The sequence below is a fragment of the Mesorhizobium sp. B2-4-12 genome (assembly GCF_006441575.1).
Classification (GTDB): Bacteria; Pseudomonadota; Alphaproteobacteria; order Rhizobiales; family Rhizobiaceae; genus Mesorhizobium.
On sequence record NZ_VFVC01000011.1, the window covers coordinates 85,529 to 99,144 of the forward strand.

The window sequence follows — 13,616 nt, forward strand, 5'->3', positions numbered from 1 at the left end:
GGGTGTTACTTCACGTCGACCTTGAGTTGCTGCCAGAGCGCAAGGTAGGCCTCGCGCTGGGCGTCGGTGATCGGCGCCTGGAACTGGATGCGCTTGGCCACCGCAGGGTCGCCCATCACCTTGCGGTTGAAGGCATCTTCGGGCAGCGCTTCCACCGCCTTGGTATTGGCGGAGACGGGAGCACCGACCTTGGTGACCCATTCGACGTAGAATTTCGGGTCGATCATGTAGTTGATGAAGGCCTCGGCGCCGGCGACGTTCTTCGAACCGACCGGAATGGAAAAGGCGTCGAGCCAGGCGACGGCGCCTTCCTGCGGGATGACCAGCGAGACCGGCAGTTTGAAGTGGGTCTTGGCGCGGTCGGCCGAGCCGCTCCAGTAGGTGCCGATATCGATCTGGTTGGAGGCGACCATCTGGTTCCAGTCGTTCTCCGAGCTCCAGAAGGTCTTGATCTGCGGCATCAGCGAGGTGAGCTTGGTCTTGACCGCACCCATATCCTTGATGTCGTTGATGTTCTGGCCGGTGGCGATGGCGCCGAACTGCACCGCCTCGACAGCATCGTCGCGGATGATGACGCGGCCCTTGTGCGCCGGATTCCATATCTCGGCGATCGACGTCGGCGGCTTGTCGAAGGATTTTTCGTTGATGGCGAGCGCCGTCAGGCCCCAGACCCACGGCACGCCATAGACCTTGCCGTCATGGTCGAGCATCGGCGACCCGGCCTTGTCCTTGCTGATGTCGGCATAGTTCGGCAGTTTTGAGGTATCGATCGGCTGGATCAGCTTTTCCGCCATCGCCTGGTCGTTGAAGGCGGCATTGATCATGACGACGTCGTAGAGACCCGGATTGGTGCGGATCTTGGTCAGCATTTCCTGTTCGGAATTGAAGAAGTCGTTGACGACCTTGTTGCCGGTCGCCTTTTCGAACGCCTCGATGGCCCAGGGTTCGTCGGCGCCATAACCCTTCCAGTTGAGCACATGCACTTCACCAGCGTTGGCGGCGAAGGCGAGTGCGGAGGTGACGACGGCGGTCGCCGTCAGCAAAGCAGTCAAATTGAGCATGCGCATGGTTCGTTCCTCTCTTTGGTTTGCCCGGTTCCCGGGCTTGTCAGGCTGTCTGATGGGCCTTCTGTGCCTGGCCGGGCGCGCCGGCCGCGCCCTCGCCCAGGAAAGTCTGGATTTCGGCGTCCGTCGGCGCCGACGAACCGCCATAACGGGTGACTGAAATGGCGGCCGCCGCATTGGCGTAGCGCGCCGCCTCGAACGGCGGAACACCATTCGACAGCGCGCTGACGAAGGCGCCGATATGGGTGTCGCCGGCGCCATTGGTGTCCACCGCCGCTACCTCGAATCCCGGAATACTCTGGGCGGAACCATTTGCCAGCCGCACATGACAGCCCTTGGCGCCGCTGCGGATGATGATGCCATCGGCTTTTGGGCAATGGTCCGCAAGCAGTCGCCCCGCGAGTGCCTCGACGTCACCAGGGCCGGCAATCTCGGCGGCCTCCGTCGCGTTGCAGCTTAGCCAGGTCGTACGAGCAAGCACTCGCGACAGGATGGCACGCGGAATATGCGAGATGACCGGCGTCGGGTCAAAGACGAAAGGGGTCTGCGCAGGCAGCGCCTCGATCCATTCGGTGAGCGCCTCGCGGCTTCCGGGATAGCTCAGCGTATAGCCCGAGGTGAACACCCAGTCGCCCGGCGAGACAACCACGGGCGCCATCATGTCGAGGCTAAGAATGCTCTCCGCACCAGGCCAGGACACGAAGGTGCGTTCGGCATCGCTTGAGATCATCGCGACGCAATTGCCGCTGTCCATGGCAGGCGATGGCGGCGTCAGCGTTTCGATGCCGTCGGCGGCAAAGGCGGAGCGCAGGAAATCGCCATTCGGCCCGCTGCCGAGCTGGCCGCCAAACGCCACTGTCATGCCGGTCCGGCTGGCCGCGACCATCATGTTGAAGCCGCCGCCAGCGACCTGGTCATAGCTCGACGCCGTCTTCTCCGTGCCCGGCGCCGGCAAGGCATCGATGCGGTAGACGTAGTCGACCACCGCGCTGCCGATATGGACGAGCCGCCCACTCATGCCGCCGCATCCTTGCCGGAGCCGGTTTTCGCCAATCGCGCCGCGACGAGGTCGCCGGCGAGTTCGCGAACTTGCTCGACGTCGATGCCAAGGAGGCGCGCGACGTGCTGTCGCGGCAACTTCGAAAGACCAGTGCAGGCGCCCCCCATGCCGGCCGCAATAGCGCCGATCGTGTCGGTGTCGCCGCCGAGATTGGCGCTGATGACCGCCGCTTGCCAGGGATCGCCGCCGGTGACTTCCAGCACCGCGAAGGCGGCCGGAACGGACTCCTGGCTGGCGACGCCGGTGCCGACCAGGTCGGTGATCAGCCGGATCGCGTCCCTCGTCGCTTTGCCACGCACCAGATCCTGCGCCCAGACGATACGCGCGGCGATATCGCCGCCGGTCACCCAGTAGCCGAGCGTCGCTCCTCGCCCCGCCGCCACGACGGCACTGTCGGAGGCGGCGCGCCAGTCACCGCCGGAAACGCCGCAGCTGACAGCGGCCGCGACGGCAGCAGCCGAGGCAATAGCGATCGAGGTGTTGTGTGTCGCCCGGCAGGTCTCGGCCACCTTGGCGACCAAAGCCTCCAGCGCTTCGACCGGCATCATGATGCCGACCGGCGCGATGCGCATGGCTGCACCATTGGTGTCCCCGCCACGCCCCGCGTCCTCGGCTGGCACACCATTGTTGATGGCGTCGATGGCGCGCTTGGTGGACGGCCCGAGCAGATCGTAGCTGCCGCGCGCCTTGACGTCACGCTCCCAGTCGAGCAGCGCATTGACCCAGCGCGTGTGGTCGAAGCGGCCGCCCGATTCGATGAGGATGCGGCCAAGCAGCAGCGCCTGTTCGGTATCGTCGGTGATGGTGCCGGCCGCCAGCCCCTTCGACACCGGATGGTCGGCAACGGGCGCTACGAAATCCTCGACATGACCGTACAGCTCGGCGATCCGCGCCGGCGACAGAAGCTGGGTCGGCATGCCGAGCGCATCTCCCAGCGCCCCGCCGATGAGAGCGCCCATGGCGCGGTCGATCATGTCCGTCGCTTTGTCCGACATCGCTCAGAACCTCATATGCAGCGCGAAATGCGCTGGGTTGAGCAGACTGGTGACATATTCGATCGGCCGGTCATCAGCGGCACGGGTCAACCGGCGGCCACGCAGGAATGGCGTGCCCTCAGGGCAGCCGAGGATGGCCGCGTCCTCGGCATTCAGCATCTCGATCCCGATCCACTCCTCGCCATGGTCGGGCACGAGCCCGGCGGCGCGCAGCGTCTGGTGCAGCGATCCCTCGCGCAGGCCGCGCAGCGGAACGTCTTCGAGTTCCGGCGACAGCGGCAGGCGGCTGCGCTCGATGGAGATCGCATGACCGTCTCTGGCATTGGTGCGTACACGATCGACGGCGATGAAGAACGGGCTTTCGATCTCAAGCAGCGCGGCAAGCCCCGCATCTTCGATCACCTCGAGCCGCAGCGTCCTTGTCTCGGCATTGGCGCCGGCATTGGCCAGCGCCCGCGACCAGCCGATCGCGTCGTCGACCGGCTTGCCGTCGAAAGTGACGAAGGAGCCGATACCGACCTTGGTGGTGATCAGCCCGCGGCTGGACAGTTCCTCAAGGCCCTTGCGGACCGTGTTGCGGCTGACGGAGAAGCGCTGGACGAGTTCATTCTCGCTTTGCAGGCGATCGCCGAAGCCGAGCACGCCGGAGCGGATTTCATGCTCCAGAACGGTGGCGATCTGCTCGGGCTTGCCCGTACCGGGAGAGAGCTGAATCGCGCCGCGCTTCATATGGGCACCTGTCCAGTGAACCTGTATAATCCTGTTCACTACTCTGACGCGGCAGCTCTGTCAACGATCAAGCGATGAATGCCCCCCGCATCAACGCAGGCAAGCTGAGAGCACGGACTGGCAGGCAGCCACCGCCAAGCAGGCAACGCTCGACATCCACGGCGCCAAGGTCGGCAAGGCGTCGACACCGTGTCCGGAGAAAAAGAAAGCCCGCTCCGGGAAGCCGGGGCGGGCCTTGGAGGAGGATAAGGGGTGGGACCCTCTCCTCTTGTTTCCACGGGGGGTGTGGACCGCCACCACCATACCTGAATCTCGCGCGATACCGGATCACAAGCTGGCTTTTTCCATCACAATCCGGTGCGCAACATATCGATACGGTCACGAAATCGCGATCACCATGGATCGAATCGTGCCTCTAGATGCGTCCGAGCACGACAAGGATGATGACGATCAGCAGCACAAGTCCGAGTCCGCCGCCCCCATAATAGCCGGTTCCGTAGAACGGCCCGCCGCCGAGTCCGCTGAAGCCGCCAAGTAACGCAAGGACTAGAAGGATGATGAGTATGGTGCCTAAGCTCATGATTCCCGCTCCTTTGTGCGCTCGTGCGCCGGTTAGACATCGCTTGCTGCGATGTTCGAAGATGAGAACGCTCGAGCGGCCTTACCGTTCCGCCCCCGCGAGGATCGCCAAGCAAGAAGGGTTCGTCAAATGAGTTAGCTCCACCCTCTTGGCGCCGTGATAGGTTGCGGATCCAAGGCGAGGAGCGATCATTCGGGGCGACCTGAGAAGACCCAATGACGCGGAAAGCCCGCCAGGAGCGACGGACTTTCCGACCGGCCGGAGGCTAGGAGAGTGCGCTTGAAAGCCTCGCGGCTGGTTCCGCACTGCTCATCCTGAGGGCTCAGCGGCGGGCGATCAACAGGCAGAGTTGGCGCAGGTCGCGATCGTAAGCGCCCTCGTTGCTCAGCACGTCGACACAGCGTTTCTTCATGCGGCCGACGGCTTCGCGGCGCGGATAGCGCGAAAAATCGCCTGTCGGTCACTGGAAGGCGACCAATCAATCCATTTCGGGCAGGGTGGGGAAGCGCTGGCCAATCCGACCCGAACAGGTCGGCTAACTTACCTTCAGAATATCCGGTGGAACAGCCTGTAGCGCACACGTTCCATATAGGCGCGATACTCCGGCTCGGCGGCCAGCAGGGCCTCCTCGCGTAGTATCCGATACAACTGCATGTAGGTGATGACCGCATAGACCGCGAGATTGTGGAAGGAAAAGGCCGACAGCAGGTAGAGCACGTGTCCGGCAAGATAGCCGGCGTAAATCGGGTGCCGCACAAGCCGGTAGGCGCCGCCCGTCATCACGCCGCGATTGGCAGGCAGGATGGCAAAGGAGCGGCCCAGCGATATCTTGCCCCAGATGACAAACAACAACGCGATCACCTGCAGCGGTGCGGCGATGTAGACTGGAACAAGCGCCATGCCAGGTTTGAGGCTGATCAACGCTACTCCAAAACTTGCGGTCACGGAGACGATGACCGCAAGCGGATTCCAGTCACGCGTCACCGGACGCCGCGACAAAAGCAGCCAGGTGAAGGTGAGTATCTCGGAAATCGCAACCAGCGCGACGTTGAGCCGGGTCGGATCCTCCAGCAGTTGATAGACGCCGCGATAGACGAACAGTCCCGCGCAGGCCAGGGCGCAGGCGCGAAAGAAGCCTTCGCGCAGGTCGGTCAGGATCTCGCGCTTGCGCGCTTCGGACAAAACCCCGTCCCGGTTGGCACGCGAGAGCGCTTCACTTTTTGGCATAAGCAAGGCAAACACCCCGATGATCCCTCGCGGCGACCTTTGCACGCAACCATTGCCGGGCGGTTAACCGGCAAGGTCAGATCGGGATTGAACGGGAAGCAACGCCCTCAACCAGCGAGCGGGCTGCGGGAACCGCGATGCAAACTGTGTCTGCTATATTGCAATTTATGCTTGCATTGCGGAACAAATAAAGAACAATAGGCGGATTACCGCTGAAGTGGACCAGGGTTTTCGGGGGAGGACCAGCCAAATGGCGAGTTGGAAGGGTGCGGGGCTAGTCGCCGCTGCTATCATATCATTCGTGCAGGCGAAGACCTCCTCAAACGGCGGCAATTGGCTGGGCTTGCGGTTATCCTTGCGCTGAACGCACCGGCCCTCGCGTCAGAGAAGGACTATGCAGCCTGCATTGGCGAGAGTGTCGAGCCGGACAAGCGCATAGCCGCCTGCACGGCGATTGCCGAGGACACCGCGGAGCCGCCGAGCATCCGCGCCACCGCATACATCTATCGGGCCGTCGCCCGGGACGACAAGCAGGATTACGATCGGTCGATCGCCGATTACAGCGAGGCGATTGCGTCGATAACAAGCAGGCTTCGGCATACTTCAGATCTCTACGAGACGGTGGCGAGGCCGCCCCAGCCGAGGACCACCGCCGACGTCGATGCCGAGATCCGGAAGCAGGGCCTCCAGATATTCAAGGCGATCGCCCGGGAATTTCCGGACGATTACGATGCGATGCTGCGCAAGATCACTGCCGCGGCCCAGACCGGAAGTGGAACAGAAGTGCGCAATGTCAGCAGACAGGCGGTCGCCGATCTGAGGCAAAGATATACACCGCTCCTGACTTCAGCGCCGGACAGCGAGGTCTCGCAAGCGCTTTCCGCGCAGCTCGACATGCTCAATCATGTCATGGCACGAGAAACGCCTGCCACGTGCAACAATTACCTGCGCAATGGGCCGGACGCGATCAGCGCGCCCGGCCACGATTTCCTGGCTCACCCGGACAAGATTGGTGCCACGCTGTTCAACGCCTTCGGCGCAGCCAAAAAGAAGCGGTTTGCCGGCGGCCATGCCCAGCGATCAGGACTGGTCGCTGGTCGCCGACGCCTTCATCAGAAGCGGCGGCACGCCGGTCGAGATGGACGCCATCGCGAACGTAGACCAGGACTTTGAGGGTCTCTGCCCCGCCGTCGCGAAGTTCTACGCCGCCGCCCTGTCGCTGCAAGGCGAGCCTGGGTGGCACATCAAAACCGCCCTGCTCTACGCCATCGCGAAGAATTAGGCGCGGCGGCTGACGTGTCTTGACCGGACGCCGCGTTCCTTCGCTCAGGCGCCTACAAACTCGTTGGTGAAATACCCCTCGAAATCCGGCTTTTGCTTCAGCGCCTTGCCATTGCCATCGAGCAGTATTCCCGACGAGAACAAATACCCGCCCATCGCCTCGACCTTGGCCTTGTCGATGGTGCCGATAGCGCCGGCGGCACTCTTCAGGAAATGACCGTCGTTCAGCGCCTTCAGCGAGGCTTGGATCAAAGCCGGATTGGTGAGCGTATCCTTGTTCGCGGTAATCAAGAGGTCGCCGGCCTCTTGCGGCTGGTCGACGGCGAACTCGTAGCCGCGCCGTGTCGCCTGCACGAAGGCGGCGGCCGCCTTTGGATTAGCCGACAGGAACGCATTGCTGGAAGCGATGAAGGTGGTGTGCTCGTCCGGCACGCCGTAGTCGGCGTAGCGGAAGCTGCGCTGCTTCAGGCCCTTGAGCCCGGCCTCCACGCCTTCCCAGGTCGAGACTTCCAGCGTGAAATCCACGGCGCTGCTCGCCAGCGCATCATAAGTCGAGGTACCGAGCGTCACTGTCTTGAAATCGCCCTTGCCGCCGTCGTGGCGGATGATGGTCGAGATCAGCGCGTTCTCCCAGGCGCTGCCGAAACCGCCATAGGTCAGGCCGTCAAGATCCTTCGGGCTCTTGATAGCGGCGCGGTCGGCGTTGAAGACGACGCGGCCGGTCTCCGACTGGACGACGGCATAGACCGCCTTGAGATCCGCGCCCGCGCTCTTCTGCGTGAACAGGCCGAGCGCGCCGGAAATGCCGAAATCAGCGACGCGGTTGGCGACCAGCGTGCCCGAGCCGGTATCGCCATAGGGCAGGATTTCGACATCGAGCCCGGCATCGCGGTAGAAATCCTTGTCGCGAGCGACGAACAGACCGATGTGGTTGGTGTTGACAGTCCAGTCGAGCGCGACGGTGATTTTTTGCGCTTCCGCCCTGGCGCGTGCGGCCCCGGCGAGCGAAGCCAGCGGCAGGCCGGCGGCCAAAGCCAGGAGCAGCGCCTGGCGGCGGTTGAGTTCAGTCATTTTTCTCTCCATCAAACAATCGGGCCATCAAACGATCGGGAATTCGGTTCGGCCTGCCCCCAGCAGCGTGTCGAGGATGCTGGCCTCGATTGCCGCCGCCTCGCGGGCGAGCGCTGCACTTTCGGTGCGCGGGCGCGGTAGCGGCACGGCCACTTCGGCAACGACACGCGCAGGCCGCTCCGACAGCACATAGATGCGGTCGGACAGAAGCACCGCCTCGCGCACGTCATGGGTGATGAGCAGCGCCGTCCAGCGATGGCTCGCCCACATCTTCTCCAGCCAGCGCTGCATGGCCGTGCGGGTGAGCGCGTCGAGCGCGCCGAAAGGCTCGTCGAGCAGAAGCATGTCGCGCTGCTGCACCACGGTGCGCAGCAAGGCGGCGCGCTGGCGCATGCCGCCGGACAGTTCGGCCGGCCAGGCGCGCTCGAAGCCGGCAAGGCCGAACTCGGCGAACAGGGGCGCGACCCGCTCGCGCGCGGCCCGGCGCCTCATGCCCTGCACCTCCAGTCCAAGCGCGGCGTTGTCGATGACGCGCCGCCATGGCATCAGCGCGTCGCGCTGCGGCATGAAAGCGAAATGGCGGCCGTGATCGTCCAGCGGCGCGCCGTCGAAGCGCATCTCGCCCTCGCCCGCAATCGCACCGGTCAGCAACTGGAGGAGCGTCGACTTGCCGGCGCCGGACGGCCCGAGGATAGAGACGAACTCGCCATCGTCCACGGTCATCGAGATGCCGGAGAGCACCTCGAGCGCGCCGAAGTTCTTGCGCACGTCGCGGAGTTCCAGCCGGGTCATGGCCGGTCCTCCTCGGTCGGCTCCGGCTTTGCATCGCACCCAGCCCTTTCCCACGGCATGGCAAGGCGCTGGATAAGCACCGCCAGTCCGAACAAGGCAAGCGTCAGCGCCGAGCTGACGGCGACCGCGGCGAGCACCAGGTCGGGCCGAAAATTGTTCTTGGCGCTGAGCATGTAGATGCCCAGCCCCTTCGCCGCGCCGGCATATTCGGCGAAGATCGCGCCGACCACGGCATAGGTGATGGAAATGCGCAGGCCGGCAAAGAAATAGGGCAGCGCCGAAGGCAGGCGAGCCAGCCAGAAAATGCGCCAGCGCCTCGCCCCCATGGCGGCGAGCATCTGGGCAATCTCTTTGCTGGTCGACGCATAGCCTTCGACCAGTGCCACCATCATCGGGAAGAAGGTGACCAGCGCGACGAGCAGGATCTTTGGCAGCAGCCCGAAGCCGAACCACAGCACCACCAAGGGCGCGATCGCCACCAGCGGCAAGGTCTGGCTGGCGATCAGGATCGGGAACAGCGCACGCCGCAGCCTCGGCAGGAAATCGACCACCGTTGAAAGCACGAAAGCGGCGGCGAGCGAGCAGGCAAAGCCGGCCAGCGTGGCGCGAATGGTGGGCAGCGTGTTGTCGGCCAGCGCTGCGCGGTTCTCCCACGCCTGCGCCAGCACGCGCGACGGCGCCGGCAGCACGGTGGGCGCGATGCCGCCGAAGCGGGCGTAGAGCTCCCAGGCGGCAAGCAGCAGGGCGAAAGCGAGGGCCGCGGGGGCTGCTCTGGCGAAAGCGGCGGTGACAGCCGATCTCCCCCCTTGTGGGGGAGATGTCCGGCAGGACAAAGGGGGGCGCGAAGGAACGCCATCCTTCGAGACTTGTGCTGAAGGTGCTGAGCGTAACCACCTGATAGGTCGGCGGGACAGCGCCCCCCTCTGCCTTGCCAGGCATCTCCCCCACAAGGGGGGAGATCGGCTGTCATCGCCGCCTTCGCCAATCACCAACGGCTTCGCTGCTCCCTGTGGCAGACGCCTGGGCGTAGGAGCACCTTTCCCAGGCGGATCAAACGAACCAACCACGACAATATCCTCGACGGCGGCCAAGCGCCGCTCAAACCCCGGTCGGGCTGTTGGCCGAAATGGTGATGTCGAGGGTCACGTGGCCGGCGCCCGGGCCGAAGCGGCAGAAAGCTTCGTTGAGCGTGGCGAAGATCGCGCCGGCATCGCCGCGCAGCTTGGTGCAGAAATGCTTGGAGCGCTCGAAGACGCCCGACTGCTTCAGGAAGTCGATGCAGCCATAGATCTCGTCCATGTGGTCGCCGGTGCCCATCACATAGAGCGAGAATTGCGCGGCCGCCGGCTGGTCGGTCGAAGCTGTCGACTGCACGGCGCGGATCGCGGCCAGCTTGCGCTCGTCGAGCGGGATCGTCGGGCCGCCGATCTCGTCGGAGCGGCAGATCGGATCGTCCGGCTCGCCCGGGCAGCCGCGTGAGACGGCGGCGGACAGTACGCAATGCTTGCCGCTTCTCGCCGCCGCCACGAACAGATCGCGCATGGCCGGAAACAGCACTTCGGGCGGCCCGACCAGCAGCGTCGCGATGTCGTCGGTCTCGATCCGCAGCCTGTCCCGGTAGGGATCGAGCGCGTCGAGCGCGCCCAGGATGACGCCGACGAAATCGTCGGCCATGGGATATAGGGAAATCTGTGCGCCTGAAAACATCGCCCGCCTCGCTCCGCTGGTATTACCCAGATCAGCTTCTAGGGTCTGTGGGCTTGCCGCCCCCGTCTCAGCCCCGACCGTACGGAGCACCCCTGTGGATGAGCGCGTTAAAGCACCATTCGATCGATTGGGGAAGCGGTTTTTTTCGGCGAGCTGCGCCAAAAGCGTTGCGCCAGAGCAGTGGCAGTGGGCTGCGCCGGCGCGAAATTTTCCGGGAACCTTCACCAGGTCGAGAGGTTGTCCCGCCAGTCGCTACGCGACAAGTTCACGGAAAATGGAGACCAGCCATGTTCATGAAAATCCTCGCAGCTTCGGCGCTCACTGTCGCTCTTGCCAGTTCCGCGATGGCGCAAAGCAATAGCGCGAGCGGCACCGATGGCTCTGGCGGCAGCGGCAAGTCGGTCACTGTAGAACCGAGTACGCCAGCTTCGCCTGATACGCTCGATCCGGCAATGACCAACAGCACGACCATCGCGCCGGGCGACATGAACTCCAATGCGGACCGGAATTGCCCGACCAACCCGCAAGGTGCGCAGTCCGATGCCAGTGGCAACGCCACGGCGCCGACCTTGAACGACAAGAACTGCGGCAAATAAGTCATTGCCCAAACAGAGAAAGCCGCCGGGCGGATGCCTGGCGGCTTTCTCTGTTTCGATATCGTTCCCAACGCTCCCGAAAGGGATTTGCACCGGATCAGGGATCCCGCTCGGTATCGACCGAAGCGTCCTTCTGGACGTAACTAAGGTTCGATGCCTTGTGCCCGAAACGTTAGGATGCTGCCTTTTCGCGAACCGGCAGCTTCCAGCCGGGCCTGACGAAATGGCAGGTATAGCCGCTGGGATACTTCTCCAGATAGTCCTGATGCTCGGGTTCGGCCTCCCAGAACGCACCGGCCGGCGCGACTTCGGTGACGACCTTGCCCGGCCACAGGCCGGAAGCATCGACGTCGGCGATGGTGTCTTCAGCGACGCGCTTCTGCTCGTCGCTGGTATAGTAGATCGCCGAACGGTAGCTCATCCCGACATCGTTGCCCTGCCGGTTGCGCGTCGTCGGATCGTGGATCTGGAAGAAGAATTCCAGCAAGGTGCGGTAGCTGATCCTGGCCGGATCGAAATTGATCTCGATTGCCTCGGCGTGGGTACCATGATTGCGATAGGTGGCATTCGGCACATCGCCGCCACTGTAGCCAACCCGGGTGGAAAGGACACCCGGGAAGCGCCGGATCAGATCCTGCATGCCCCAGAAGCAGCCGCCGGCAAGTACCGCTCGTTCGCTCGAAGTCGCCATGTTTCGTCTCCCAAAAAGCAATTCCGGCTGTTTGACGTCCCGTCAGGAATTGCGCAAAGAAAATTGAGTTGCCCCATAAATGGGCATTGCCGCCCGTTTCGTCCAGTCGCCTGGGAATGGGCGGCGGCCTCGGCCAGTGGAACCGGACGACAGGCTTCAGCCGCGCGGATACTGCGTGCCGGGCGGAATGACAGCAAAGTTGATGGCTATTGGCGGCGCCCCGCGCGACCAGTTGAAAAGAACGGTCTTGACCGGGATGTTGCCCAGCCATGCCTGCAGCGGCAACGGTACGCCGCGACCAGACCAGACCATCAGCATGCCGTGGTCATGCAGCCGCTGGCTTGTGATCCAGGGCGCGAACTTCATATTCAGGTCGGTGAAGATCGACGGCTTGTCATACGCATTGAGGCCGGCCAGCATGGCCAGATTGGTATCGCCGCCGACAATGTCGAGCCGGCCAGGTGCCGCTGCGTGCCAGATCGTCTCCGCCTCGTCAGAGATGGGCTGCGCCGGCCAGCAGACAGCATCCATGCGCCCCCTTATGTTGCAATTCGTCCAGCGAATGGCCGCATAGGCGCCTGACATGGTGAGGATGCAGATGAAGGCGCAGATCGCCAGCCTTCGCATCTCGACGGCGCCAAGCCGATGGCCAAGGAAAGCGAGCACCACGACGCCAATGAGATTGTACATCGGCGCGCCCCAGGACTCGCCGGTGCCGGTGAACAACGAGGCGACCATGATCAGCATCGCCGGCCCGAGCCCCATCCACACGAGATAGGCGAGCTTGCCGCGCTCGACGGGCTCTTGTGGAGCTGGCGTGCGCCGCAGCAGCCCCGATATGGCCAGCACCAGGAGGAAGCCTGAGAGCCCGGCCAGTTGGACACCGATATAATAGAGGCGCGCACGGTGTTCGGTCACCCACGCGTCGCGGTAGGCGAAATAGGTCAGCGGCAAGAAATCGATGCGATAGAGCTCAATGGCCAGCGGCGCGGCCACGGCGAGAAAAACGGCAAGACCAAGCCATGGCCAAGGCGTGGCCAACCGGCTGCGCGCACGTGCGTCGCACAGCAGCCAGAGTGCACCGAAGGCAAGCAGCAGGCCGGTGGAGAACTTGGCATAGAGCCCGACGCCCGACACCAGTCCGAGCGCCAGCCACCAGCCCGGCCCGCCGCCGCGGCCGGCGCGCCAGAGCAGCCAGCAGATAGCCGCCCAGAACGGCATCTGCGCGTAGTCATGATTGAATTGCGGGGTTGGCCAGCCGAAGAAATAGACCGACGGCAGCAGCAAGACGGCAGCCAGCGCACGGTTTCGCCCCAGCATGTCGCGGGCCAGCAGATAGACCAGGACGAAAGTCGTGGAGATCGTCAGCTGGGCAAGCAGATATTGCGGCCAGCGGAACGATCCGGTCAGAAGATGGCTGGTCTCGAGCAGCCAGGCGGGAAGCTGCGGATGCTTGTAGGTCAAAAGCACCCATTCGCGGCCCCACATGAAGCCTTCCACGACGTCGCCAGGCGGCGCGGGATTGACCAGCGATGGCACCACCGTCCAGCACAGGATCTGCGCCAGGCACAAAAGCGCCAGCAAATACCAGGGATGACGAAGCAGGCCACGCCAGACCGATGACAAGTCCAGGCCCGTGCCGGGCAGTCCTGCCGGCACCCAACGATCCATGGAGTCATCTATTCCCACCATGCGGCGCTTAAACCACATCGCCCAGTTTGCCGAACAGCCCTAACATCAAAGCTTACAAAAAAGTATACCTGCGTGCCATTGCGACACCAAGATTGAGCAGGAATTTCGGCGTAACACCGCCTCCCCGAGCA

Annotated in this window: 14 protein-coding genes and 1 riboswitch; of the genes, 2 read left to right on the plus strand and 12 right to left on the minus strand. The window is 63.7% G+C overall.

The features are described from left to right. Positions 1 to 5: 5 nt before the first annotated feature. From FJ934_RS09490 to FJ934_RS09515, 6 genes are all read right to left on the minus strand, one after another. Complete coding sequence (locus FJ934_RS09490; protein ID WP_140609045.1) at positions 6 to 1,067, minus strand: ABC transporter substrate-binding protein; 1,062 nt, start codon at positions 1,065 to 1,067, stop codon at positions 6 to 8. Between the two features lie 40 nt (positions 1,068 to 1,107). Continuing rightward, positions 1,108 to 2,082, minus strand: a complete 975-nt coding sequence (locus tag FJ934_RS09495) for a PfkB family carbohydrate kinase (protein ID WP_140609047.1) — start codon at positions 2,080 to 2,082, stop codon at positions 1,108 to 1,110. After that, positions 2,079 to 3,119, minus strand: a complete 1,041-nt coding sequence (locus FJ934_RS09500) for an ADP-ribosylglycohydrolase family protein (RefSeq protein WP_140609049.1) — start codon at positions 3,117 to 3,119, stop codon at positions 2,079 to 2,081. The genes FJ934_RS09495 and FJ934_RS09500 overlap by 4 nt, the downstream gene beginning before the upstream one ends. Positions 3,120 to 3,122: 3 nt before the next feature. After that, entirely contained in the window at positions 3,123 to 3,848 is a 726-nt protein-coding gene (locus FJ934_RS09505; protein WP_140609051.1) for a GntR family transcriptional regulator, read from the minus strand. A gap of 415 nt (positions 3,849 to 4,263) precedes the next feature. Next, positions 4,264 to 4,428 carry a DUF3309 family protein gene (locus FJ934_RS09510; RefSeq protein WP_140609053.1) on the minus strand — a complete coding sequence of 55 codons (165 nt, stop codon included), beginning with the start codon at positions 4,426 to 4,428 and terminating at the stop codon, positions 4,264 to 4,266. A gap of 546 nt (positions 4,429 to 4,974) precedes the next feature. Beyond that, a complete protein-coding gene (locus FJ934_RS09515) occupies positions 4,975 to 5,610 on the minus strand; it encodes an isoprenylcysteine carboxylmethyltransferase family protein (RefSeq protein ID WP_246671472.1) in 636 nt (211 codons plus the stop codon). Positions 5,611 to 5,988: 378 nt separating this feature from the next. On the opposite strand from FJ934_RS09515, the gene FJ934_RS09525 reads away from it, so the two are divergent. Beyond that, positions 5,989 to 6,828 carry a hypothetical protein gene (locus FJ934_RS09525; protein WP_181165568.1) on the plus strand — a complete coding sequence of 280 codons (840 nt, stop codon included), beginning with the start codon at positions 5,989 to 5,991 and terminating at the stop codon, positions 6,826 to 6,828. Positions 6,829 to 6,981: 153 nt separating this feature from the next. Here FJ934_RS09525 and FJ934_RS09530 read toward each other — a convergent pair whose 3' ends face one another. The 4 genes from FJ934_RS09530 to FJ934_RS09545 form a co-directional block, all read right to left on the minus strand. Further along, a complete protein-coding gene (locus tag FJ934_RS09530) occupies positions 6,982 to 8,007 on the minus strand; it encodes an ABC transporter substrate-binding protein (RefSeq protein WP_140609057.1) in 1,026 nt (341 codons plus the stop codon). 27 nt (positions 8,008 to 8,034) lie between these two features. Continuing rightward, positions 8,035 to 8,799, minus strand: coding sequence for an ABC transporter ATP-binding protein (locus FJ934_RS09535; protein ID WP_140609059.1), 765 nt, complete (start codon positions 8,797 to 8,799; stop codon positions 8,035 to 8,037). Beyond that, positions 8,796 to 9,632, minus strand: a complete 837-nt coding sequence (locus FJ934_RS09540; protein WP_140609061.1) for an ABC transporter permease — start codon at positions 9,630 to 9,632, stop codon at positions 8,796 to 8,798. The genes FJ934_RS09535 and FJ934_RS09540 overlap by 4 nt, the downstream gene beginning before the upstream one ends. Before the next feature lie 265 nt (positions 9,633 to 9,897). Next, positions 9,898 to 10,506, minus strand: coding sequence for a YkoF family thiamine/hydroxymethylpyrimidine-binding protein (locus tag FJ934_RS09545; protein WP_140609063.1), 609 nt, complete (start codon positions 10,504 to 10,506; stop codon positions 9,898 to 9,900). Beyond that, positions 10,497 to 10,610, minus strand: a riboswitch (TPP riboswitch). It overlaps the preceding gene by 10 nt. Before the next feature lie 183 nt (positions 10,611 to 10,793). Here FJ934_RS09545 and FJ934_RS09550 point away from each other — a divergent pair. Further along, the gene (locus tag FJ934_RS09550; RefSeq protein WP_140609065.1) at positions 10,794 to 11,102 is read left to right on the plus strand and encodes a hypothetical protein; all 309 of its coding nucleotides are present in this window, start codon (positions 10,794 to 10,796) and stop codon (positions 11,100 to 11,102) included. Between the two features lie 172 nt (positions 11,103 to 11,274). Here the strand turns inward: FJ934_RS09550 and msrA are convergent, their stop codons facing one another. Further along, on the minus strand, positions 11,275 to 11,793 hold the full coding sequence (gene msrA / locus FJ934_RS09555) for a peptide-methionine (S)-S-oxide reductase MsrA (protein WP_140609067.1): 519 nt from the start codon (positions 11,791 to 11,793) through the stop codon (positions 11,275 to 11,277). A 156-nt stretch (positions 11,794 to 11,949) separates the two neighbouring features. Next, positions 11,950 to 13,464, minus strand: a complete 1,515-nt coding sequence (locus FJ934_RS09560; RefSeq protein ID WP_140609069.1) for a glycosyltransferase family 39 protein — start codon at positions 13,462 to 13,464, stop codon at positions 11,950 to 11,952. Positions 13,465 to 13,616: the final 152 nt, after the last annotated feature.